At 74.7% G+C, this 24,274-nt stretch carries 14 protein-coding genes and 1 pseudogene; 11 read left to right on the forward strand and 4 right to left on the reverse strand.

Annotated features, from left to right (window positions below):
- The 5 genes from IE321_RS26955 to IE321_RS26975 form a co-directional block, all read left to right on the forward strand.
- On the forward strand, positions 1 to 672 hold a 672-nt coding region (locus IE321_RS26955), incomplete at its 5' end, for a Tat pathway signal sequence domain protein (protein ID WP_190224854.1).
- A 67-nt stretch (positions 673 to 739) separates the two neighbouring features.
- A complete protein-coding gene (locus IE321_RS26960) occupies positions 740 to 2,059 on the forward strand; it encodes a copper amine oxidase (RefSeq protein ID WP_190224855.1) in 1,320 nt (439 codons plus the stop codon).
- Positions 2,060 to 2,167: 108 nt separating this feature from the next.
- Positions 2,168 to 3,454 carry a DUF5919 domain-containing protein gene (locus IE321_RS26965; RefSeq protein ID WP_043226398.1) on the forward strand — a complete coding sequence of 429 codons (1,287 nt, stop codon included), beginning with the start codon at positions 2,168 to 2,170 and terminating at the stop codon, positions 3,452 to 3,454.
- An 88-nt stretch (positions 3,455 to 3,542) separates the two neighbouring features.
- Positions 3,543 to 4,265, forward strand: coding sequence for a 3'-5' exonuclease (locus IE321_RS26970; protein WP_043226397.1), 723 nt, complete (start codon positions 3,543 to 3,545; stop codon positions 4,263 to 4,265).
- A 182-nt stretch (positions 4,266 to 4,447) separates the two neighbouring features.
- Positions 4,448 to 5,287, forward strand: coding sequence for an AfsR/SARP family transcriptional regulator (locus IE321_RS26975; RefSeq protein ID WP_079022190.1), 840 nt, complete (start codon positions 4,448 to 4,450; stop codon positions 5,285 to 5,287).
- Positions 5,288 to 5,311: 24 nt separating this feature from the next.
- On the opposite strand, the gene IE321_RS26980 is transcribed toward IE321_RS26975, so the two are convergent.
- A complete protein-coding gene (locus IE321_RS26980) occupies positions 5,312 to 5,830 on the reverse strand; it encodes a hypothetical protein (RefSeq protein WP_190224856.1) in 519 nt (172 codons plus the stop codon).
- Between the two features lie 224 nt (positions 5,831 to 6,054).
- Here IE321_RS26980 and IE321_RS26985 point away from each other — a divergent pair, with 224 nt between their 5' ends.
- From IE321_RS26985 to IE321_RS27005, 5 genes are all read left to right on the forward strand, one after another.
- Positions 6,055 to 6,480, forward strand: coding sequence for a YybH family protein (locus IE321_RS26985; protein WP_043226396.1), 426 nt, complete (start codon positions 6,055 to 6,057; stop codon positions 6,478 to 6,480).
- 86 nt (positions 6,481 to 6,566) lie between these two features.
- Entirely contained in the window at positions 6,567 to 7,460 is an 894-nt protein-coding gene (locus IE321_RS26990) for an NAD(P)-dependent oxidoreductase (RefSeq protein ID WP_043226393.1), read from the forward strand.
- 120 nt (positions 7,461 to 7,580) lie between these two features.
- Complete coding sequence (locus IE321_RS26995; protein WP_190224857.1) at positions 7,581 to 9,089, forward strand: flavin monoamine oxidase family protein; 1,509 nt, start codon at positions 7,581 to 7,583, stop codon at positions 9,087 to 9,089.
- Between the two features lie 35 nt (positions 9,090 to 9,124).
- On the forward strand, positions 9,125 to 10,312 hold the full coding sequence (locus IE321_RS27000; protein WP_190224858.1) for a cytochrome P450: 1,188 nt from the start codon (positions 9,125 to 9,127) through the stop codon (positions 10,310 to 10,312).
- Positions 10,313 to 10,456: 144 nt separating this feature from the next.
- Positions 10,457 to 11,329: a hypothetical protein gene (locus tag IE321_RS27005; protein WP_190224863.1), complete on the forward strand. Its 873-nt coding sequence runs from the start codon at positions 10,457 to 10,459 to the stop codon at positions 11,327 to 11,329.
- A 75-nt stretch (positions 11,330 to 11,404) separates the two neighbouring features.
- Here IE321_RS27005 and IE321_RS27010 read toward each other — a convergent pair whose 3' ends face one another.
- From IE321_RS27010 to IE321_RS27020, 3 genes and pseudogenes are all read right to left on the reverse strand, one after another.
- A complete protein-coding gene (locus IE321_RS27010) occupies positions 11,405 to 11,764 on the reverse strand; it encodes a nuclear transport factor 2 family protein (RefSeq protein WP_043226389.1) in 360 nt (119 codons plus the stop codon).
- A 143-nt stretch (positions 11,765 to 11,907) separates the two neighbouring features.
- Positions 11,908 to 17,556: a thioester reductase domain-containing protein gene (locus IE321_RS27015; protein WP_373316641.1), complete on the reverse strand. Its 5,649-nt coding sequence runs from the start codon at positions 17,554 to 17,556 to the stop codon at positions 11,908 to 11,910.
- A 36-nt stretch (positions 17,557 to 17,592) separates the two neighbouring features.
- Positions 17,593 to 22,305, reverse strand: a pseudogene (locus IE321_RS27020) (type I polyketide synthase); the annotation flags it as partial.
- Between the two features lie 303 nt (positions 22,306 to 22,608).
- Between IE321_RS27020 and IE321_RS27025 the strand changes: the two are divergent.
- Complete coding sequence (locus IE321_RS27025; protein ID WP_190224861.1) at positions 22,609 to 24,204, forward strand: aspartate aminotransferase family protein; 1,596 nt, start codon at positions 22,609 to 22,611, stop codon at positions 24,202 to 24,204.
- Positions 24,205 to 24,274: the final 70 nt, after the last annotated feature.

Below are 24,274 nucleotides of genomic sequence, written 5' to 3' on the forward strand. Positions count from 1 at the left end.
GAAGGCGCCGGGGGCGCGGAGGGAACGGGCGGCCGGGGGGCCGCCGCGCTCGCCCCCGCCCCCGTCGCCCCGGCCGCCGCCGAGGGCTACCGCGGCATCGGCACCGATCCGCTCACCGACGCCGAGCTGGACCGGGCCAGGACGCTCGCGCTCGGCCCGGCCGACACCGCCGCCCGGCAGGACGTCGACGGGGACCGCGGCCGGCCGCAGCACCTCGGCACCGAACTCGCCGACCCGGTCCCCGGCCGGGAGGGCGACCGCCGCGCCCAGGTCCGCTTCTACGACTACGCGCGCGACGAGCTCGTCACCCGGACCGTCGACCTCGCCACCGGCAAGGTCGTGTCCACCGCGACCAGTCGCGGGGTGCAGCCCTCGGCCCACCCCGAGGAGCTGCGCGCCGCGCTCGACCTCATCCTCGCGAGCCCCCTCGGCAAGGGCGTCGAGGAGGACTTCCGGGACGCCACCGGCACCGAACTGAAGAGCGCCGACCAGCTCTGGTTCAACGGCGACGTCTACCGCGTCCACCGCGAGAGGAACGTCCCCGAGGCGCTCTCCCGCTGCGGCGAACACCGCTGCGTCCGGCTCGTCACCAAGGTCCGCAACGGCGCCTGGATCGACACCCGGAACCTGATCGTCGACCTCTCCGCGAAGAACGTCGTCCGCGTCGGCTGACCACCGCCGCCCGCCGTTGTCGTCACCCGCCCCGTCCGCGGGGCCCGTACGCAAGGAGCACGTCCGCATGACCGACCGGCACCACCGGCGGGCCAGGGGGATCCTCGCCGCCCTCGCCGTCACCGCCTCCCTCGGCACCGCGACCGCGGCCGCCGCGCCCGCCCCGCCGACCCCGCCGACCCCGGGGACCTTCCCCACCACCCGGCCCCACCCGTCCGTCTCGGCCGCCTGCTCGGCCGCGTACCGCATCACCAAGAAGCTCGACGGCGGCGCGTCCTGGGACATGTGCTGGCGCTACAGCACCGACGCCGGCCTGATCCTCGACCGGGTCACCTACCAGCCGCCGGGCGGCGCGCCCGTGCGCGTCCTCACCACCGCCCGGCTCGCCCAGATCCACGTGCCCTACGACGACGGCGGCGCCGAGTACGACGACCTCACCGGCGCCGGCTTCGGCTGGGGCCTGCAGGACCTCAAGCCCGCCGAGTGCCCCGGCGGCACCCTCTCCTCCGTCAAGGTCCCCGAGGTCGGCACGGTCAAGGGCCTGTGCACCACCACCCGCGCCCGCGGCCACGCCTACCGCATGGCCAGCGACAGCGGTTCCGGCGTCTACCAGGCCCAGGCCAAGGACCTGCTCGTCTACACCGTCAACAAGGTCGGCTGGTACGAGTACATCTCCGAGTGGCGCTTCGCCGCCGACGGCACGATCGGCGCCAACGTCGGCGCCACCGGCAGCCTCTCGCCCGTCGACTACAACGCCACCGACGGCCGCGGCTGGCCCATCGGCAAGGAGGCCCGCGGCTACGCCACCAGCCACGCCCACAACGTCTTCTGGAAGCTCGACTTCGGCCTCGACAACGGCAAGGACCGGATCGAGCAGTACGACTCCACCGTCACCGCGCCCGTCGGCGACGGCGGCCCCACGGTGAAGACCAAGCGCACCGCGGTGACCAAGGAGCTCGCCGGCGACGCGAAGAACATGCGCTGGTGGCGGGTGGTCAGCGGCACCGGCAAGAACGCCGACGGCCACGCCCGCAGCTACGAGATCGTCCCCGGTCACACCGACACCCACGCCGGCCGCGGCTTCACCAAGCACGACGTCTACTTCACCCAGTCCCGCGCCTGCGAGCAGTACGCGAGCAACAACATCGGCAACTGCCCGGCCGCCGCCGGTGACAGCGTGGACAAATGGGTCAACGGGGAGACTCTGGCCAAACCGACCGTGTGGGTCAACATCGGGTTCCACCACATCGCCCGGGACGAGGACCAGCAGCCCATGCCCGTCCACTGGCAGGGCTTCCAGCTCGCCCCCAGGGACGTAACCGCTATGAATCCCCTCACTCCGCCCGATCTCGCCTCGCAGAACGGACAGCCGGACAGCCGGAGTTGAGCATTCCGCCGACCGATCCTGCTGCACCGCCTCCCGCTCGCGGAGTACCCTTCCTTGATCTTGTCGGAAGAATCGGTACGAGGGTCCGGAGCAGAAGGCGGTGCGCGGGTGGGCTCGGGAGGTCTTGAGCTGCCCCCAGGTGACGCGGGTCACGAGGGGGGACCGGCCGACCCCGGGGAGGCACCGCCCACGGTGATCCTCCCCACCGGCCAGGCCGCGCCCCCCGGCGCGGTCCCGGTGGCCCGCCCCGTCGAGATCGGCGCCGAGCTCGACTGGGGCGCCGAGGCGTGGGGCGAGGTCCGCACCCGCGCCCAGCGCGCCGGCCGCGCCTACATCTGGCTCAATCTCGTCGAGCAGCGGATGCGGGCCGTCGTCGCGGCCGTCCTCAGACCGGTCTACGAACCCGTCCACGGCGACGAGTGGGTGGTCGCCGCCGCCGGCCCGGCGGGCCAGGAATGGGTCCGCCGGGCCGTCGCCGTCCGCGAGGTCTCCCGCCGCAAGGGCTACCTCCTCGACCCCGCCGACGACAACGTCCTCTCCTTCCTCACCCTTCCCCAGCTCCGCGAGCTGATGGTGCAGCACTGGCCCTGCTTCGAGCCCTACTTCGACGACCGGCGCGAGGTCGAACTCGCCCTCGACGAACTGGAGGTGACCCGCAACGTCGTCTCCCGCAACCGGGCCCTCTCGCCCACCGTCCTCGCCCAGGCCGAACGGGCCTCCGCCCGCATCCTGGAGATCCTCGGCAGCGGCGCCGGCGTCCCCTCCGCCGACCGGCTGCCCGTCGACGCCGTCGAGGACCTCGTCGGCGACCGCTACGCCGACGTCGTCTCCGTCCACCCCGACCGCGTCCGGCTCCAGCGCCAGCTGCCCGCCGAGGACCTCTTCGGCGGCGCCCGCCGCCTCGACGCCACCGGCATAGGCCTGAACCTGCTCGTGCAGAACTTCTCCGGCCGCCGCATGGTCCGCCTCGCCGAGTCCGGCTGCCGGATACGGCTCCTCTTCCTCAACCCCGCCAGCAGCGCCGTCAAGCGCCGCGAGCGGGAGCTCGGCATCCGCAAGGGCGAACTGAGCCGCTCCGTCGAGATGAACATCCTGCACATGCGCCGGGTCCGCTCCAAGCTCCGCGACCCCGACGCCTTCCAGATCCACGTCTTCGACGAGACCCCCCGCTTCACCGCCTACCTCGTCGACGGCGACGGCCCCGACGGGGTCGGCGTCGTCCAGTCCTACCTCCGCAGGGCCCGCGGCATGGAGGCGCCCGTCCTGGTGCTGCGCGGCGGCGGCCGGACCGTCGTCCGCCAGGACGCCCCCGGACGTGACGCGGACCACGGACTCTTCGAGACCTACCGGGAGGAGTTCGAGTCCGTCTGGCTCGACTCCCGCCCCGTCTCCTGAGCCCCGGCCGCGCACCCCGCGGCGGCGTTGTCAGTGGCGCGTGCGAGGGTGGCAGCACCAACGGGGGAGATCACGTAAGGAGGACCCGATGGCCTGGCATGGGGAACCACTGGTCGGCTTCGACCTGGAGACGACGGGGACGGACCCGCTCGAATCCCGCATCGTCACCGCGTCGGTCGTCGGCGTCCACCGCGGCGCGGTCGTCCGGCAGCGGGACTGGCTCGCCGACCCCGGAGTCCACATCCCCGAGCAGGCCGCGGCCATCCACGGCATCAGCAGCGAGCGCGCCGCCGCCGAGGGCCGCCCGGTCCGCGAGGTCGCCGACGAGGTCGCCGAGACCCTGACCGGCTACTGGTCCCAGGGCGTCCCCGTCGTCGCGTACAACGCCTCCTTCGACCTCACCCTGCTCTCCGCCGAACTCCGCCGGCACGGACTGCCCTCGCTCGCCGAGCGGATGGGCGGCACCGGCATCGGGCCCGTCCTCGACCCGTACACCATCGACCGGGCCGTCGACCGCTACCGGCGCGGCAAGCGCACCCTGGAAGCGGTCTGCGGCGAGTACGGCGTGGAGCTCACCAGCGCCCACCAGGCGTCCGCCGACGCCCTCGCCGCCGTCCGCGTCGCCCTCGCGATAGCCGACCGCCACCCGCAGGTGGCCGCCCTCGCCCCGGCCGAACTGCACGAGCGGCAGATCGGCTGGTACCGCGCCTGGGCCGAGAACTTCCAGGACTTCCTGCGCCGCAAGGGCGACCCGGAAGCCGTCGTCGACCCGGTGTGGCCGCTGCGCGGCGACCCGGTGCCGGCCCGCTGACCTGCCGCTCCGGGGCGACCGGGGCCCGGCCGGGGGAGGCCCGCCGGACCGCCCACTGCCCGTCCGGAAAGGTGACATTCTCGGCCCGGCGCGCCCGTGCCGGCCCGCGAACCCTTCCTACGATGCCGGGACCCCCACCAGCACCCGCGAGGCGCCCACGCGCCGGAGTAGGAGCGCGTCCCGTGCAGTTCAACCTCATCGGCCCCTTCGAGCTGGTGACCGGTGACGGCCGGACCCACACGCCGAAGGCCCCGAAGATCTGCCAGATGCTCGCCGTGCTCGCCCTCCAGCCGGGCGAGGCCGTGGCCACCGACACGCTGATCAGAGAGCTGTGGGGCGAGAACGCGCCGGGCAACGCCCCCAAGATCCTCCAGACCCACGTCTACCACGCCCGCCGCATGCTGGACGAGGCGCTGGACACCGCCGACCGCCGGCCGCTCGTCACCCAGGTCCCCGGCTACCGGCTCGACATCGACGGCGACCAGACCGACGTGCACGTCTTCGAACGGCTCGTGCGCCAGGCCCAGCGGGACCTCTCCCAGGGCTTCCCGGAGAACGCCGCCGCCCACCTCGTCGAGGCCAGGAGGCTCTGGCGCGGACCGATGCTGTGCAACGTCCAGGTCGGACCGGTGCTCACCGGCCGGGTGGCCCGCATGGAGGAACTGAGGATCCGCGCGCTCGAACTGTGGGTCGAGTCCGAGATACGCCTCGGCCGCCACCGCGAACTCCTCCCCGAACTGCGGACCCTCGTCAACGACCACCCGCTGCACGAGTGGTTCCACGGCCAGCTCATCTCCGCCCTGCACCGGGCCGGCCGCCGCGGCGAGGCCCTCCAGGCGTACCGGCACCTCTACGCCATCCTCAAGAGCGAACTCGGCCTCGAACCCTCCGCCGAGCTGCGCCGCCTGCAGGCCGAGATCCTGCACGCCACCGACCAGGACGGCACCCGGACCGTCGCCCGCCGGGGCGTGGGGCCGCAGCCGCACGTCACCCCGCTGTGGCCGTCCGCCGCCGCCAGCTGACCCGCCGTCGGCGGGAGGGGCGGCTCAGCCGCTCCGGACCGGGTCCGGCGCCACCTCGCGCAGCCGGCGGCCGAGCGCCCGCACCAGCTCGGGCGGCCGGCGGGCCGACGCCTCGAACGGCCCCTCCTCCAGCACCGCCCGCACCGCGCACTCCAGCAGCAGCGTGACGACCGCCGCCTCCTCGCGCCGGGCCGGCGGCGCCCCGTCCGCGGACGGCGGACCGTCGGGTCCGGCCGGCGCGGCGAGCCCGAAGACGTCCCGCAGCAGTTCCCGGGCCCGGCGCACCGACGCCTCCCGCGCCCCGGAGCCGAACCGCCCCTCGCCGGCGGACGGGCCCGGCAGCGCCCCGGCGAAGCGGCGCAGCCCCGCGTCCGCGTAGGGATCCGGCAGCACCGCGCCGGCCGCGGGCCTGCCGGGCAGCGCGTACGCGCGCGACGCCACCGACCGCGACAGGCCCTCCGTCAGCGCGGCCGCGAAGCTCCGCCCGAGCGCCGTCGCCCCGGCGCCCGTTCCCCGCGCGTCGTCCCCTGTTCCTCCTGGCATTTCCCCGACGCCCCCGCGCATTCGTCCGCCGACGCTTCACCGAACCGCTTTCGGTGAACTCGGGTCCCACGGAACCCGACCGGCGGTCATTCCCCGGTAATCGGAAACCCCGACGCCGCGGGGAAGGCCGATTACTGGCAGGAGACCAGGGTGGGAAGGGTCCGCTGGTATCGTCCGGATCGGATTTCCGCAGGTGTTGCAGACATGAATGGAGTGAATGCGCCGTGACCGATGCCAATTACACACTGGTGACCGACATAGAAAAGCACCAGGAGGCTTTCGGAATAGCGTTCAACTCCGGCGACGCGGACGCGGTCAATGCCATGTACGTCGACAACGCGCTCGGAATGTGGGAGCCCGGGTTTCCGCTGTACGGCGATGCCCGGCGCGATTACGTGGTCGAGTTCCTGAAGAACCGCAAGCCCACCGTCGACGCGACGGTCCGCCAGCAGCTGGTCGTCGGCGACACCGCCCAGCTGGTGGTCGAGTGGCAGATGGCGGCGCTGGACGAGGACGGCCGGCCGGAGCTCCTCAAGGGCGTGGCCATCGACGTCCTGCACCGCGGCGAGGACGGCTACTGGCGCTACGTCGTCGACAACCCGTTCGGCGTCAGCGGCCCCTGGGACGCCGAGGGCGCGGCGCAGGCCTGACCGCGCCTCACGCCGGGGAGCGACCCCCCCCACCACCGATCACACCCGACGCGGCGCACCCGCCGCACGACGTACGGAGTACCCCTGTGTCCACCCTTCCCGCCTCCGGCGCGCCGGTCACCGTCATCGGCCTCGGCCTCATGGGCCAGGCCCTCGCCGGCGCCTTCCTGGCCAAGGGCCACCCGACCACCGTCTGGAACCGGTCCGCCGCCAAGGCCGACGACCTCGTCGCCCGCGGCGCCGTCCTCGCCGACTCGGTCCAGAGCGCGGTCGAGGCGAGCCCGCTCGTCGTCGTCTGCGTCTCCGACTACGACGCCGTGCACCAGCTCCTCGGCCCGGTCGGCGGCTCGCTCGCCGGCCGCACCCTGGTCAACCTGACCACGGCCAGCTCCACCCAGGCCCGCGAGACCGCCGAGTGGGCGCAGAAGCTCGACGCCGCCTACCTCGACGGCGCCATCCTGGCCCTGCCGCACGCGATCGGCACCGAGGAGGCCACCCTCCTCTACGCCGGCCCGCAGGCCACGTTCGAGGAGCACCGCGCCACCCTGGAGGTGCTCGGCGCCGAGGCGACCGTCTACCTGGACGAGGACCACGGCCTGTCGGCCCTCTACGACCTGTCCGTCCTCAGCATCATGTGGGGCGTCCTCAACAGCTTCCTGCACGGCGCCGCGCTGCTCGGCACCGCGAACGTCAAGGCGTCCACCTTCGCGGAGCTCGCCGTCACCGCGATCAACGTGACCGCCGAGTACGCCTCCGCCTACGCCCAGCAGATCGACGCCGGCGAGTACCCGGCCACCGACGCCACCGTCAACGTCCACGTGGGCGGCATGACGCACCTGGTGGAGGAGAGCGAGACCCTCGGCGTCAACGCCGAGCTGCCCCGCTTCTTCCTGGAGCTGGCCAAGCGCGCGGTCGCCGCCGGCGACGCGGAGAACAGCTACGCCTCGCTGATCAAGCAGTTCCGCAAGCCCTCCGCCTGATCCCGAACCGCACACCGGCACCACGAGCCGGGAACCCGTCGCCCACAGCGCCTCGGATTCCCGGCTCCGCCGTGCCTCCACCCGTCCGACACCTGACTCGACATCATTCACGGGGGATCCATGTTCACCGACCGTGGCACGAAGGCCACCTCCCGCTCGGCGATATCCCGCAGAGCCGCGCTGAGGTCCGGCGGCCTCGCCCTCGCCGGCACGGCGCTCGCCACCGGCCTGCCCTCGCTCGCCGAGGCCGCCGAGAGCGCCGACCTCACCGCCCGGACCAGCTACGACAGCATCGTCGTCGGCGCCGGTCTGGCCGGTCTGGTCGCCGCCCGCGAACTGCGGGCCAAGGGCCGCCGCGTCCTCCTCCTGGAGGCCCGCAACCGGATCGGCGGCCGCACCTGGACCGACCGCTTCAACGACTACGAGATCGAGCGCGGCGGCGCCTGGGTCGACCCGCTCCAGCCGCACGTCTGGCGCGAGATATCCCGCTACCGGCTGAACGTCGTCGCCGACGCCGGGCCCGAGCGGGTCCTCATGCCGACCACCACGGGCTTCGCCGAGTCCGACCCGATCACCGCCTACACCCGGCAGGGCGAGCTGTTCACGCCCTTCTTCGACGGCGCGCGGGAGTACTTCCCCCGGCCCTACGCGCCGTTCACCCGCGAGGACCTGATCACCCCGCTCGACGGCTTCTCCCTGCGCGATCGGCTGAACCAGCTGGCCTACGCGCCCGAGGACGAGATCCGGATGACCAGCACCACCGGCCTGTACGGGGCGCCGACCGCACGCGGCTCCCTGCTCCAGCTGGCCCAGTGGTGGGCGCTGGCGGGCTGGAACTACACCGGCTTCTCCGGGATCAACACCTACCGCATGGAGCGCGGCACCGCCGCGCTGGCCGGCGCGATCCTCGCGGACGGCCGCCCCGACCTCAAGCTCAACTCCCCGGTCGCCTCCGTCACCGAGGCCAACGGGCGGGTCACCGTCGTCACCCGGGCCGGCCTCTCGTACTGCGCGCCCGAGGTCGTCATGGCCGTCCCCGTCAACGTCTGGAAGCGGATCACCTTCAGCCCCGGCCTCCCGCAGGCCCACCGGACGGCCACCCAGCAGGGCTACGGCGTCCCCCGGCAGAAGAAGGTCTGGCTCGACCTGGCGACGCCCACCGACCGCTTCCTCGCCGAGGCGCCCGAGGACCACCCCTTCGTCATCATGGGCCGGATGAACGACAACGCCCCCGTTGTCGCCTTCACCGTCGACCCCACCCTGAACCTCGCCAGCCACGCCGCCGTGGAGGCCGCGGTCCGCCGCATCGTCCCCTCGGCGACGCTGCGCTCGTACACCGTCTGCGACTGGCAGGCCGACGAGTTCTCCCTCGGCGGCCCCACCTACCGCAGCCCCGGCCAGCTGACCGCGCTGCACCGGGCGATCGCCCAGCCGCTCGGCAGGATCAAGTTCTGCGGCGACGACCTGGCCCTCGGCTGGACCGGCTACATGGACGGCGCCATCGAGTCCGGCCTCCGGGTCGCCGGCTCGCCGACCCTGGCCCCGCTGCCGGCCGCCGCCCCCGCCACCCACGGCATCGCGGTGCCGCGCGTCGACCGCAGGGTCTACCGCTCGATGATCGGCCTCTGACCACCCGCTCCCACCACCTCACCCCAGGGGTTTTCATGACGACGTCCCAGCGATCCGTCACCGAACCGGTGGACGCGGTCTTCGCCTGGTTCCGCGAGATGCACGAGAAGCACCCGGTCCATCACGACGACACGTACGGATGGCAGCTCTTCCGGCACGCCGACATCACGCGCGTGCTCACCGATCCCACCACCTTCTCCTCGGACACGGTCCGGCTGTACAACGACCCCCAGCCCGACTTCGACCTCTTCCTCATGGGCAACCTGGTCACCAGCGACGCCCCCCACCACAAGAAGCTGCGCCGCGCCATCAGCGGCGCCTTCACCCCGCGCGCCGTGGCCGGACTGGCCGGACGCATCGAGCGGACCATGGCCGAACTGCTCGACGCCGTGTCCGGCAAGGACGGCTTCGACCTCATCGGGGAGGTGGCCTACCCGCTGCCGATCCTGGTCGTCGCCGAGATGCTCGGACTGCCGGCCGAGGACGTCCCGATGTACCGCGGCTGGGGCGACGCCCTGGGCGCGCTGGACGCCGCGACGGTGCCGCCCGAGGTGATGGCCGAGGAGATCGTCCCCGCCCTGCGGGAGATGAACGCCTACATCCTGGAGCACGTGCGCAGGCGCCGGGAGAACCCGGGCGACGACGTGATCACCATGCTCACCCGGGCCACCATCGACGACGCGCCCCTGCGGGACGGCGATCTGATCGGTCTGATCGGACTCACCCTCTTCGCCGGCCACGCCGCCTCGATGGCGCTGCTCGGCAACGCGGTCCTCACCTTCGACCGCCACCCCGAGGCGTTCGCCGCCCTGCGCGCCGACCGCACGCTGCTGCCCAACGCCGTCGAGGAGCTGACCCGGCTCTACCCGCCCTTCGCCCGCCTGGTGCGCGTCACCACCGCGGAGACCGAGCTGTGCGGCCGGAAGATCGGCAAGGGCGAGCTGGTGACGCTCTGGTCGGGGGCGGCCAACCGGGACCCCCGGCGCTTCCCGGACCCGGACCGCTTCGACCTCCACCGGGACACCAGCGGGCACATCGCCTTCGGTCTCGGCGCGCACTTCTGCCTGGGGGCGCCGCTGGCCCGGCTCCAGGCCCGGATCGCGCTCGACGCGCTGTTCGACCGCTTCGAGAGCATCACCGTGGACCACGCCGCCGGCGTCGAGTTCGAGGACCCGATGCAGATCATCTGTCCCCGGCGGCTGCCCGTACGAGTCTCCGGCTGAGCCGGCCGACCGCATCCGAGGAACCCCATGTCCCTGTCATCCAAGCCCTCCGCGTCCGTGACCCCCTCCGCGCCCCCCGCGGAGGGGGAGGCGCCGGCCGGGTGGCGGTCGTGGCACCGTCCGCTCCTGCTGGCGGCGGCGGTGATGGTGCCCGCGGCGGTCGTCTCCGCCGTGGGCCTCCTGGTCGACGACCGCGTCCTGCTCGACGCCCCGATCTGGCTCAAGCCGTTCAAGTTCTCGCTGTCCTTCGCCGCCTTCTGCCTCACCCTGGCGTGGATGGTGTCGTTCGTCCCCCGCCGCCGGCGGCTCGTGTGGTGGGCGGGGACGGTCGTCGGGGCGGGCAGCGTCATCGAGATCGTGATCATCTCGGGCCAGGCGGCGCGCGGCAGGCGCAGTCACTTCAACTACGCCACCCCGCTCGACGAGACGCTCTACAACGTGATGGGGGGCACGGTCATCCTCCTGTGGCTGGCCACCCTCACCCTCGCCGTGCTGCTGGTCCGGGCCCGGCTCGCCGACCGGGCCTCGGCCTGGGCGATGCGCTGCGGCATCGTCCTGGCCCTGGCCGGGACCGCCGTCGGCTTCCTGATGGACCGGCCGGCGCCGGGACAGAAGATGGGCGTCACCGACGTGGTGGGCGCGCACAGCATCGGCGTGCCGGACGGCGGCCCCGGCATGGCCCTGACCGGCTGGTCGACGGCCGGCGGGGACCTGCGGGTGCCGCACTTCTTCGGCATGCACGCGCTCCAGCTCCTGCCGCTGCTGGTGCTGCTGCTCGGGCTGCTGGCCCCGCGCTTCGCGCGGCTCGCCGACGACCGGCTGCGGCTGCGGCTGGTGCTGGTCGCGGCGGGGGCGTACGCGGCGGTGTTCGCGCTGATCCTCTGGCAGGCGCTGCGCGGCCAGGCGCTGCTCGACCCGGACGGGACGACGCTGGCGGCGGCCGGCCTGGTGCTCGCCGCCACCGCGACCGGCGCCCTCGCCGCACTGCGGTCCGGCCCCCGGGAGCCCGCCTCCTGACCCGCCGGTACCGTCCCGGAACGGCCCCGGAGCTCTCATCGAGCTCCGGGGCCGCGGCCGTCGTCGTGGGAAGTCTCAGAAGCCGTCGAAGAAGCCGTACAGCCGGCCGATCCGGCCGTCCGGCGCCACCCAGGCGACGTCGGAGCCGCTGGCCACCGGCGGACGGCCGGGCGGGCCGACCCGCCAGGTGAAGTGCACCGCGTCGTGGTGCGCCAGGACGGTGCCGAAGGTGAAGCTCATGCCCCGGAAGTTCCCCTGCGCCGACGCCAGATAGGCGTCGACGGCCGCGTGGCCGGCGGCGTCCGCCACCGGGTCGGTGTAGGTGCCCTCCGGGGTGAAGACCTCGGCGACCAGGGCCCGCCGGAGCCCCTGGTCCGTCTCGTTCCACATCGCGATGTACTTCTCGACCAGTCCGGTCGCGGCCTTCTTGTCCATATCCGCAGGCTACAACAGGGACAAGGGCCGGGAATCGGCCCTCGTGCGTCTTCGTGGTCCTTCGTCAGGTGTGCCCGGAATTCCCGGGAAAGAATTCGGCCGCCTCCCGGACGATTGTCCGGAAGGCGGCCGAATTCAACGGGTCATTCCGACGCGCGGTCCCCGGCGGAGCCCGCGGGCGGGAAATATCCCGCCCGGACGAAGAAGTCCACGTAGGTGGCGAACAGCGCGCGGTCGACCGGCGGGCAGACCAGACCGGTGTCGGCCAGGGCCCGCTCGGTCTCCGAGACGTCGATCGGCGGGTACGTGGTCGTGCCGGACCCGGCGTTCATGCCCTCGAACGAGTCGAGCAGCGGGACCACCGCGTTCCTCCGGTCCGACCGGACCCGCGCCGACCACGTCTCCCAGTCCAGGGCGGGCAGCTCGTAGCCGAAGGACCGGAGGTGGCCGACGAAGTCGGTGAACGTCTGGTCCTGCCGGTTGTAGAGGTGGAAGGTGCGGTTCGCCGCGTCGGCCCGGCGGGACAGCGTCACGATCGCCCCGCTGACGTAGTCCACCGGGACCATGTGGAGGACGCCGGCCAGGCTCTCCGGCACCGCGCCGGTCTCCAGCAGCCCCTTGAGGCTCAGCCAGACGAAGTCCTTGGTCTGGCAGGCGCCCGTCACCCGGTCGCCGCAGACCACGTCCACGCGGTAGACCGACACCGGCACCCCCCGCTCCCGGGCGAGCCCGATGACCTGCTCGGCCACCCACTTGCTCTGCAGGTAGCCGTTGTGCAGCAGGTGGCCGGGGCCGGTCGGGTCCGTGACGCCCGCCGGGGCGGTGTCGCCGGGACCCGGCGCGGGGAAGACGCCGGTCGTCGAGACGTAGTGCACCGGCACGGTCCGGTGCGCCGCGGCCAGCCGCAGCACCTCCCGGGTCCCGCCGACGTTCCCCGCCGCGAGCGCGGTGTACGGCCGGACCCAGCTGACCGTCGCCCCCGCGTGGTAGACCGCGTCGACCCGCCGGGCGAGCCCGTCGAACTCCTCCTCGGACAGGCCGAGACGGGGCGCGGCGAGGTCGCCGACGACGACGCGGACCCGCTCCGGGTCGATCTCGTCCGCCACCCGGTACCACGCCAGGCCCTCCCACAGCCGGGCGGCCGCCCCCTCCGCGTCGGCGCCCCGCACCAGGCAGTGGACCACCGCGCGGGTCGAGCGCATGAGGTCGCGCAGCAGGAAGGCGCCCAGGAAGCCGGTGGCGCCGGTGAGCAGCACCTCGCCGGGATCGGTGGCGACCGGGATGGTCCGGTCGGTCGCGCGGACGTCCTCGTCGAGGTGGACCTCGGCGGCGAAGTCGACCCCGGCGGGCCCCCCGGAGCCGTCGGCGGTGGCCGCCAGGAGCGTGCCCAGGTGGTCCGCGAGCTCCTGCGGCGTCGGGTGCTCGAAGACCAGCGAGGGCGGCAGCCGGAGCCCGGTGGCCTCCGCGAGCCGGTTGCGCAGCTCGACCGAGGTGAGCGAGTCGAAGCCGATCGCGGAGAACCGCTGCCGCGGGTCGACCGCGCCCGGCGCGGAGTGCCCGAGGACCATCGCGACCTCGTGGCGGAGGAACTCCGCCACCGCCTCGCTCCGGCCCTCCGGCGTCAGCCCCGCCAGCCGCTCCGGCAGCAGCTCCTCGTCGGCCGCGGCGGCCCCGTCGGCGGTGGGGACCAGCCGGCGCAGCAGCAGCGGCGCCCGGGTGGCGTGGGAGCGCAGCGCGCCCAGGTCGAGCGGGGTGACCACCAGCGCGGGCCGGCCGGCCAGCAGGGCCCGGTCCATCAGGGCCGGGCCGGCCCCGTCCGCGATGGTACCGAGCCCGGACCGGGCGATGCGGTCGAGTTCGGTCCGGGTGAGGTGACCGCTCATGCCGTCCTCGTGCGCCCACAGCCCCCACGCCAGCGAGGCCGCCGGCAGGCCGAGTCCGGCCCGGTGGCCGGCGAGGGCGTCGAGGAAGGTGTTGGCCGCCGCGTAGTTGGCCTGGCCGGTGCCGCCGACGACGCCCGCCACGGAGGAGAACAGGACGAAGGCGTCGAGCTCCTGGCCGAGGGTCAGCTCGTGCAGGTGCCAGGCGGCGTGTGCCTTGGGCCGCAGCACGGTGGCGAGCCGGTCCGGGGTGAGGTCCTGGACCAGGCCGTCGTCGAGGACACCGGCGGCGTGCACCACCGCGGTGAGCGGGTGCTCCGCCGGTATGCCGGCCAGGAGCGCGGCGACCTCCGCCCGGTCGGCGAGGTCGCGGGCCTCGATCCGCACCTCGGCGCCGAGCCCGGTGAGCTCCTCGGCCAGCGCGGCGGCGCCGGGCGCCGCGAGCCCGCGGCGGCTGACGAGGAGCAGTCGGGTCACCCCGTGGGCGCGGACCAGGTGGCGGGCGAAGAGGGCGCCGAGCGCCCCGGTCCCGCCGGTGATCAGCACGGTGCCGTCGGGGCGCCACCGGTTGCCGCGCGGCGGCGTGCCGACGCGCGGGAGGGTGGTCAGACCGGGGACGAGCACCCGTCCGGAGCGGACGGCGAGCTGGCTCTGACCGGTCGTCAGGGCGGTGGGCACGGCCGCCGCCGAGCGCGGGTCGTCGTCCACGTCGACCAGCACGATCCGGTCGGGCGCCTCCGACTGGGCCGACCGGAGCAGCCCCCAGGAGGGCGCCGCCACCAGGTCCGTGACGTCCGAGCCGTCCGGCAGGGCCGAGACCGCCCCGCGGGTCAGGACGACCAGCGGGATGCCGGTGGTCCGCTCGTCCGCCAGCCACGCCTGGGCCAGTGCCAGCACCCGCCGCGCGGTCTCCTCGGCCCGCCCCGGTACGTCACCGGTCGGGGCGTCCGTCGGGGAGAGCACGGGCACGAGCAGCGCGTCGTACGGCTCCGGCCCGTCCAGCGCGGCCAGTGCCTCGGCCACCCCGGCGAAGACGCCGCCGGCGGGCTCCGGCAGGCCGGCCGGAGCGGTGCCGTCCAGCGCCGCCAGGACCGGCGGGAGGGCGGTGCCGGGCGCGTCGAGCGCCGTCCAGCCGACCCCGAACACCGCCTCCTCGACCGGCTCCCCGGCCGTCTCCCCGAGCGCCGGCGCGGCCGGTGCCGTGTGCGTCACCCAGTACCGCTCGCGCTGGAAGGGGTACGTCGGCAGGTCCACCGGGCGCGCCCCGGTGCCGGCGAGGAACGCCGTCCAGTCCACCGGCACCCCGGCGGACCAGAGCCCGCCCAGCGCGGTGACCACGTCCCGCGCCTCGTCCGGGCCCTTCCGCACGGACGGCACCGGGGTGATCGAGGCGGCCTCGGCGACCAGGGCCGAGAGCACCCCGGCCGGGCCCAGCTCCAGGGTGACGGCGACGTTCTGTCCGGCGAGGGCGCGGACCGCGTCGTGGAACCGGACCGGCATGCGCACCTGGGCCGTCCAGTACTCCGGCGCGCACAGCTCCTCCGCCGTGACGGGCTTTCCGGTCAGCGTGGACACGATCGGAACGGCCGGTGGGCGGAAGGTGACCTTCCGCAGCACCCGTCCGAACTCCTCCAGCATCGGGTCCATGAGCGGCGAGTGGAAGGCGTGGCCGACCGGCAGCTCCTTGGTGCGGCGGCCCCAGGACCGGACCGTCTCCGCGACCGCGGCGACCGCGGCGCGCTCGCCGGACACCACCGTGGACACCGGGCCGTTGACCGCGGCCAGCGCCGCTCCCGGGTGTTCCCGCAGCAGGCGCTCCAGCTCCTCCTCGGTGGCCTGGAGCGCGGCCATCGCGCCGCCCTCGGGCAGCGCCTGCATCAGCGCGCCCCGGGCGGCGACCACGGCCGCCGCGTCGGACAGCGAGAGCACCCCGGCCACGTGGACGGCGGCGAGTTCGCCGATCGAGTGGCCCACCAGGACGTCCGGGACGACCCCCCACGACTCGAAGAGCCGGAAGAGGGCGACCTCCATCGCGAACAGGGCGGGCTGGGCGCAGCCGGTCCGGCCCAGCGCGGCCTCGTCCTCGATCACCCGCCGCAGCGGCACGTCCAGGTACGGGTCGAGCTCCGCGCACACGGCGTCGAAGGCGGCGGCGTACACCGGGAACTCCCGGTACAGGCCCAGGCCCATGGCGGCCCGCTGGGACCCCTGGCCGGTGAAGAGGAAGCCGAGCCGGCCGCCCTCCGCGGCCGCGGCCGGAGCGGTGCGCGCCCCGTCCCCGGCGAGCCGGCCGAGCGCGTCCCGCAGGGCACCGGCGTCCGCCCCCACGGCCACGGCCCGGTGGGGGAGCGCGGCGCGGGTGGTGGCCAGCGAGAGGGCCAGGTCCGCCGGGGACGGGCCGGCGCCGTCCGCGAGGAGCGGCAGCAGGCCGGGGGCCCGCGCCGCGAAGGCGGCCGGCGAGGAGGCCGACAGCGGCAGCGCCAGGAACGGCGGCACGCCGCCCGCCGACGGCTCCGGCTCGTCGTCCTGTGCGGCCGGCGCCTGCTCGATGATGACGTGCGCGTTGGTGCCGCTGACGCCGAAGGAGGAGACCGCCGCCCGGCGGGGCCGGCCGCCCGTCTCCGGCCACGGCCGGGCCTCGGCGAGGAGTTCGACCGTCCCGTCCGACCAGTCGACGAGCGGGGTCGGCTCGTCGAGGTGCAGGGTCCGCGGCAGTTCGCCGTGGCGGATCGCCTGCACCATCTTGATCACCCCGCCGACGCCGGCCGCGGCCACCGAGTGACCGATGTTCGACTTCAGCGAGCCGAGGTACAGCGGGCGTTCCCTGGTGTGCGCGGCCCCGTACGTGGCAAGCAGCGCCTGGGCCTCGATGGGGTCGCCGAGCCGGGTCCCGGTGCCGTGCGCCTCGACGGCGTCCACGTCGGCGGCGTCGACGCGGGCGCCCGCCAGGGCGGCCCGGATCACCCGCTCCTGGGAGGGTCCGCTCGGCGCGGTCAGGCCGTTGGAGGCGCCGTCGGAGTTGACCGCCGAGCCGCGCAGCACGGCCAGCACGCGGTGGCCGTTGCGGACCGCGTCGCCGAGCCGCTCCAGCAGGAGCAGCCCGGCCCCCTCGGACCAGCTGGTGCCGTCGGCCGCCGCCGCGAAGGACTTGCAGCGCCCGTCGGGGGCGAGCCCGCGCTGCCGCGAGAAGTCGACGAAGCCGCCGGGGGTGCCGGCGACCATCACCCCGCCCGCCAGCGCCAGGGACGACTCGCCGGAGCGCAGCGACTGCGCGGCGAGGTGCAGGGCCACCAGCGACGACGAGCAGGCCGTGTCCACGGTCATCGAGGGGCCCTCGAAGCCGAAGGAGTACGAGAGCCGGCCGGACGCGACGGCGCCCAGCTTCCCGGTGAGGAGGTACCCCTCCAGCTCCCGGGGGCCGTCGAGCCCGAGGTAGGACTGCTCCACGGCGCCGACGAACACGCCCACGCCGGAGCCCTCGACGGAGGCCGGGGCGATCCGCGCGTGCTCGAAGGTCTCCCAGGCGGTCTCCAGGAGGACCCGCTGCTGCGGGTCCATCGCGAGCGCCTCGCGGGGGGAGATCCCGAAGAAGGCCGCGTCGAAGTCGGCCGCCCCGTCGAGGAAGCCGCCCTCGCGGGCGTACGTGGTGCCCGGCACGTCGGGGTCGGGGTCGTACAGCGCCTCGACGTCCCAGCCGCGGTCGGTGGGGAAGCCGGTGACCGCGTCGCGGCCGTCCGCGGCGAGCCGCCACAGGTCGTCGGCGGAGCGGACGCCGCCGGGGTAGCGGCAGGCCATGCCGATGATCGCGATCGGTTCGGACCGGCCGGACTCCAGCTCCGCGATCCGCTGCTTGGCCTTGTGCAGATCGGCGGTGACCCATTTCAGATATTCAGCGAGTTTGTTCTCATCCACCATCGGAAGGTCCACCTGTTCTGGGATCGGGCGGGATCAGTCCCGGCCGCGACCGAGCTCGTTGTCGATGAAGGCGAGGAGTTCGGCGGTCGACGCCGCCTCCAGGGCGTCGGACGCGGGCGGGCCGGCCGGGTCCGACGGGGCCGCGCCGGCCTCCAGCCACCGGGACAGCAGGGTCTGCAGCCGGACGGTGATCGCGTCGCGGTCCGCGCCCGCGGCCGCCTCGCCGTCGGCGAGCGCCTCCTCCAGGCCGTCCAGGGCGACGAGCGCGGCGGGGCGCTCCGACTCCGCCTCCCGCGGGCCGAGCAGGCCGAGCAGGAACGCCGCCAGCTTCGCCGGGGTGGGGTGGTCGAAGACCGAGGTGGCCGGCAGCCGGAGCCCGGTGAGGGCGCTCAGCCGGTTGCGCATCTCGACCGCCGTCAGCGAGTCGAAGCCCAGCTCCCGGAACGGCTGGCCGGGGTCGACCGCCGTCGGGTCGCCCAGTCCGAGGACCGCGGCGACCCGGCCCCGGACCAGGTCCAGGACGAAGTCCGCGCGCTCGGGCCCGGCCATGCCGGCCAGCCGCTCGGCCATCGACGGCTCGCCCCGGCCGGCCGTCGCCCGCTCGCGGGCCGGGACCAGCGCCCGCACCAGCGGGGGCACCCGGTCGAGGTCCCGCAGGACCTCCAGGTCCAGCGGCGCCGCGGCCAGCAGGGCCGGCTCCGCGGCGACGGCCGCGTCGAACAGCTCCGTGCCCTCCGGGACGGACAGCGTGCCGAAGCCGTCGCGGGCGAGGCGGGCGCGGTCGATCGCGCCCAGGCCCGCGTTGATGCCGCCGTCGGCGTCCCACAGGCCCCAGGCCACCGAGGTCGCCGGCAGGCCGCGGTCGCGCCGGTGCAGGGCGAGCCCGTCGAGATAGGCGCTCGCGGCGGCGTAGTTCGCCTGCCCGGGGCCGCCGAGGAGGCCGACGGACGAGGAGAACAGCACGAACGCCGTGAGGTCCGCCTCCTCGGTCAGCTCGTGCAGATGGCGGGCGCCGTCGGCCTTGGGGCGCAGCACCGCGTTCACCTGCTCCTCGGTCAGGTCCGCGACCAGGCCGTTGTCCAGGACGCCGGCCGCGTGCACGACGCCGCGCAGCGGCCGGTCGGCCGGGATGCCGGCGAGCAGCGCGGCCAGCGCGTCCCGGTCGGCGACGTCGCAGGCGGCGAGGGTGACGGTCGCGCCGAGGGCGGTCAGCTCCTCCCGCAGCGCCTCGGCGCCCGCCGCCTCCGGGCCGGAACGGCTCGCGAGCAGCAGCCGGGTGACGCCGTGTCCGGTGACCAGCCGGCGGGCCACGGCGGCGCCGAGCGCCCCGGTGCCGCCGGTGATCAGGACGGTGCCCTCCGGGTCCCAGACCGGCGCCCCGGTCCTCCCGCGCAGGGCGGACGGCCGGATCCGGAGCAGCCGGGGCACCCACAGGTGGCCGTCGCGGACGGCGGCCTGCGGTTCGTCGGCGGCGAGCAGCGCCGCCAGGAGCGCCGCCGGCACCGGCTCGGTGTCCGGTCCCGCGCCGGGGTCGGCGTCCACGAGCAGGACGCGGCCCGGCGCCTCCGCCTGCGCGGAGCGGACGAAGCCCCAGGCCGCGGCGGCGGCCGGGTCGGCGGTCCCGGTTCCGGCCGCGGCGACCGAGCCCCGCGTGACGAGGACCAGCCGGACGCCGGCGAAGCGGTCGTCGGCCAGCCAGTCGCGCAGCAGCCGCGCCGCCCGCAGGACCGGTCCGCGCGCGTCCCCGGCACCCGGACCGCCGCCGTCCAGCGGCACGACGAGGGCGTCGTACGCGCCGCCGGCCGCGAGCGCGTCCGCGAAGGCGCCCAGGTCCTCGTGGACGGGCACGCCGTCCGTCCCGGCGCCGGACGCCGCTCCGAGCCGCGCCCAGGTGGCCGGGGCGTCGGCCGGCCGGACCTCGTCCGGGACCCAGTCGAGCCGGTGGAGGGCTGCGAGCGGGCCCGGCCCGTCGGCGCCGGTGCCCGGTCCGGCCGCGGTGCCGGCCAGCGGCTCCAGCCAGTAGCGCTCGCGCTGGAAGGGGTACGTCGGCAGCTCGACCGGCTCCGCCCCGGACTCGGCGAAGAACGCCGTCCAGTCGACCGGGACGCCCCGGGCGTGCAGCGTGCCGAGGGCGCCGACCAGGGTCTGCGGCTCCGGCTTGTTCCGGCGCAGCGCCGAGATCGCCAGCGTGTCCTCGCGCTCCGCGCCGGCCGCGGCCATGGCGGACAGGACGCCGTCGGGGCCCAGCTCCAGGAGCGTGGTCACGCCCTCCGACTCCAGGGTGCGGACCGCGTCGAGGAAGCGCACGGGGTTGCGGATCTGGTCCACCCAGTACTCGGCGGAGGTCCAGCGGTCGCCGTTCTCGACCTCGCCGGTCACCGTGGACACGATGCCGAACACCGGCCGGTGGAAGGTGAGTTCCCGGGTGATGGAGCGGAACTCGTCGAGCATCGGGTCCATCCGGTGCGAGTGCGAGGCGCGGAGGATCGGCAGGACCTTGACGGACCGGCCGCGCTCCTTCCAGACGGCCGCGACCGCGTGGACGGCGTCCTCGTCGCCCGAGAGCACCACGGCGCGCGGGCCGTTGATGGTGCCGATGACCGCGCGCCCCTCGGCGTCCAGGGTCGCGCGCACCTCCTCCTCGGTGGCCTCGACGGCGACCATGGCGCCGCCCTCCGGCAGCCCGCGCATCAGCCGGCCGCGCGCGGTCACCAGGACGGCGGCGTCGGAGAGCGAAAGGACGCCGCCGAGGTGCGCGGCGATCAGCTCGCCCGTCGAGTGGCCCACCAGGTAGTCGGGGCGCACCCCCCAGGTCTCCAGGAGGCGGAAGAGCGCCACGCCCACGGCGAAGAGCGCGGCGAGGGTGTAGTCGATCTGGTCCAGCTCGTCGCCGGTGGCGATCACCTCCCGCAGCGGCCGGGGCAGGTGCTCGTCCAGCGCGTCGCACACCTCGTCGAAGGCGGCAGCGAACGCCGGGAAGGTGGCGCACAGTTCCCGGGCCATGCCGACGCGCTGGGCGCCGCCGCCGGTGAACATGAAGGCCAGCTTGCCCTCGCCCTTGGCGCCCAGGACGGCTCCGGTGCCCTCCTCCGCGAACGCGCCCAGGCCGGACAGGAGTTCGTCGCGGTCCCCGGCGAGCGTCACGGCCCGGTGCCGCAGCGCCGTGCGGGTCGTGGCGAGCGAGCGGGACAGGTCGGTGAGGTCGAGCTCCGGCCGCTCGGCGAGGAAGGCGCCGAGCCTGCGGGCCTGCGCCCGCAGCGCCTCGGGGGAGCGGGCCGACAGCACGTACGGCAGGACCGGCGCGGGCGGTACGGGGCTCCGCCGCGCGGCGGGCGCCGCGGCCGGCGTCTCCTCCTCGCCCTCCTCGGGGACGGGCAGCGGCGGCTGCTCGACGATCACGTGCGCGTTCGTGCCGCTGAAGCCGAAGGCGGAGACGGCGCCGCGGCGCGGACGGTCGAGGTCCGGCCACTCCCTGGCCTCGGTGAGCAGGGCCAGGGCGCCGGTGTCCCAGTCGACGTGCGGCGTGGCGTCCTCGGCGTGCAGCGTCTTCGGCATCAGACCGTGCCGGATGGCCTGCACCATCTTGATGACGCCGCCGACGCCGGCGGCGGCCTGGGTGTGCCCGATGTTGGACTTGAGGGAGCCCAGCCGCAGCGGCCGGCCCTCCGGCCGGGACCGCCCGTAGGTGGCGAGCAGGGCATTGGCCTCGATGGGGTCGCCGAGCGGGGTGCCCGTGCCGTGCGCCTCGACGACGTCGACGTCGTCGGCCGACAGGCCCGCGTTGGCGAGCGCCTGACGGATCACCCGTTCCTGGGCGGGGCCGTTGGGGGCGCTGAGCCCGTTGCTGGCGCCGTCCTGGTTGACCGCCGAACCCGAGATCACGGCCAGCACCCGGTGGCCGTTGCGGCGGGCGTCGGAGAGCCGCTCCACGAGGAGCAGGCCCGCGCCCTCCGCCCAGCCGGTGCCGTCGGCCGAGGACGCGAAGGACTTGCACCGCCCGTCGGCCGACAGGCCCCGCAGCCGGGAGAACTCGACGAACGCCTGCGGCGTGGACATCACGGTCACCCCGCCGGCCAGGGCGAGGTCGCACTCGCCCCGGCGCAGCGCGGTGGCCGCCAGGTGCAGCGCGACGAGCGAGGAGGAGCAGGCCGTGTCGACGGTGACGGCCGGGCCTTCGAGACCGAAGACGTACGACAGCCGGCCCGAGGCCACGCTGCCCGCGCTGCCGCTGTACAGGTAGCCCTCGAACTCCTCCGGCGGCAGATGGGGACGGGCCCCGTAGTCGTGGTACATCGAACCGACGAACACGCCGGTCCTGCTGCCGCGCACCGAGTCGGCGGGTATGCCGGCCCGTTCGAAGCTCTCCCAGGCCGTCTCCAGGAGCAGCCGCTGCTGCGGGTCGGTGGCCAGCGCCTCGCGCGGCGACATGCCGAAGAACTCCGGGTCGAACCGGTCGGCGTCGTGCAGGAACCCGCCCTGGTCGGTGTAGGACGTGCCCACCCGGTCGGGGTCCGCGTCGTAGAGCCGGTCCAGCGGCCAGCCCCGGTGCTCGGGGAACGGCGTCACCGCGTCCACGCCCCCGGCGACCAGCTGCCACAGGCGCTCCGGCGAGTCGACGCCGCCGGGGTAGCGGCAGGCCATCCCGACGATGGCGATGGGCTCGCGCTCCTTCTCCTCGATCTCGCGCAGCCTCCTGCGGCCCGCGTGCGCCTCGGCGACGGCGCGCTTGAGGTACTGGCGGAGCTGGTTCTCGTCGGTGCTCATGCGCCCTCAGCTCCCCGGATCGCCTCGGGGGAGGTGGCCGCCGACTCCTCTGCACCATGCACGGTCGTCATTTCCTTTCCCGGAGAAAAATTCATGCAGTCCATATTCCTGGGCATTCTCGCCCGACCTCCGCCGTCGGCCAGTAATTACCCGGTCGCCGACCGCGGGAAAGAATCCGGTGACCGTCGGCTTATGTGCCAGTGGGTGACGGATTACGGACCCGTTACGGCCCGCCGATACCGTTCCAGGCACAGTGGACCGTCTCAGGTGGGGATCGGATTGAATATGAGCCCGGAAGCAGAAGAGCGCGACCTCGCCGAGGCGTACCTCGGCGGCCTGCTCGCCTCGCTCGGACTGAGCGTCGAATACGTCAGGGCGGAGAAGGACACGCTCTACCGCCTGGACGAGGAGGGCCGCGAGCGCGCCGTCCTCGACCTCGTCGGCGGCTACGGCTCGACGATCCTCGGGCACAACGCCCCCGAGCTCGTCGGCTACGCGAAGGAGCTCCTCGACCGGGGCGTGCCGGTGCACGCGCAGTTCTCCCGGCACCCCTACGCCAACGACCTCGCCCTGCGGATCGACGCCATCGTCAAGCGCGAGCTGGGCCCCGCCGAGGAGTACGCCGCGATCTTCGCGAACAGCGGCGCCGAGGCCGTCGAGATCGCCATGAAGCACGCCGAGCTCGACCGGATCATGCGGCTGGCCGAGCTGGAGGCGGAGATCGACGCCGCCGCCGAGCGGGCCCTCGCGGCCGCTGCCGGCGGCGCGCCGCTGCTCGCCGACGACACCCTCCGCCGCCTCGCCGCCGAGGCGGGGCTGCCCGAGGGCGCCGGGACCGACGAGGTGGCCGACGGGATCCGGCGGATCAACGCCGCCCGTACGGCCGCCGCCGCCCCCGTCTTCCTCGCCCCCGAGGGCTCCTTCCACGGCAAGCTGGTCGGCAGCGTCCAGCTCACCCACAACGCCGGCTTCCGCACCCCCTTCGGCGCGCTCGCCGCGCAGTGCCGCTTCGTGCCGGTGCACGAGCCGGACGCGGTGGCCAAGGCCGTCGAGGCGGAGCGCCGTACGCTCTTCGCCCTCGCCTCCGACGCCGACGGCGTCCGGGTCGTCGAGCACGAGCTGCCGGTCATCGCAGCCTTCGTCCTCGAACCGGTCCAGGGCGAGGCGGGCATCAGGCCGTTCGACCGCGAGACCGTCCGGCGGATCCAGGACGCCTGCGCCGCGGCGGACTGCCCGGTCATCGTCGACGAGGTGCAGAGCGGCATGGGCCGCACCGGCACCTTCTTCGCCGCCGCCCCGCTGGGCCTGCGCGGCGACTACATCACGCTGGCCAAGAGCCTCGGCGGCGGCCTGGTCAAGGCGGCCCTCACCCTGGTCCGCACCTCCCGCTACCGCAAGGAGTTCGAGCTGGTGCACAGCTCGACCTTCGCCAAGGACGCCTTCTCCACCCTGATCGCCGGCCGCACCGTGGACCTCCTGGAGGCGGACGGCGGCGCGGTCTACCGCAAGGCCGCCGAGCGCGGCGCCCACCTCACGGCCATGCTGCGCGGGCTCCAGGAGGAGTTCCCCGACGTCGTCCGGGAGGTCCGCGGCCGGGGCCTGATGATCGGCCTGGTCTTCCACGACCAGTCCGCGTCCGCCTCCGCCCCGATCGCCGAGCAGTCCCGCGCGGGCCTCCTCGGGTACGCGCTCTCCGGCTACCTGCTGCGCGTCCACGACCTGCGGATCCTCCCGACGGCCAGCGCCACCGACACGCTGCGCCTCGAACCCTCCGTCCACCTCACCGACGCCGAGACCGACCGCCTGGAGGCCGGGCTGCGCGCCCTGCTCACGCTCCTGCGGAACCAGGACGGGGACGCGCTCCTCCCGCCGGCGGCCTGACCGCCCACGGCGGATCCATGGAGCAGTGGGGAATTCCGGGCGCGGGGGAACGCGCCCGGAAACGCATCGC

Origin of the sequence: Streptomyces hydrogenans (genome assembly GCF_014656075.1) — a bacterium.
GTDB lineage: Bacteria > Actinomycetota > Actinomycetes > Streptomycetales > Streptomycetaceae > Streptomyces > Streptomyces hydrogenans.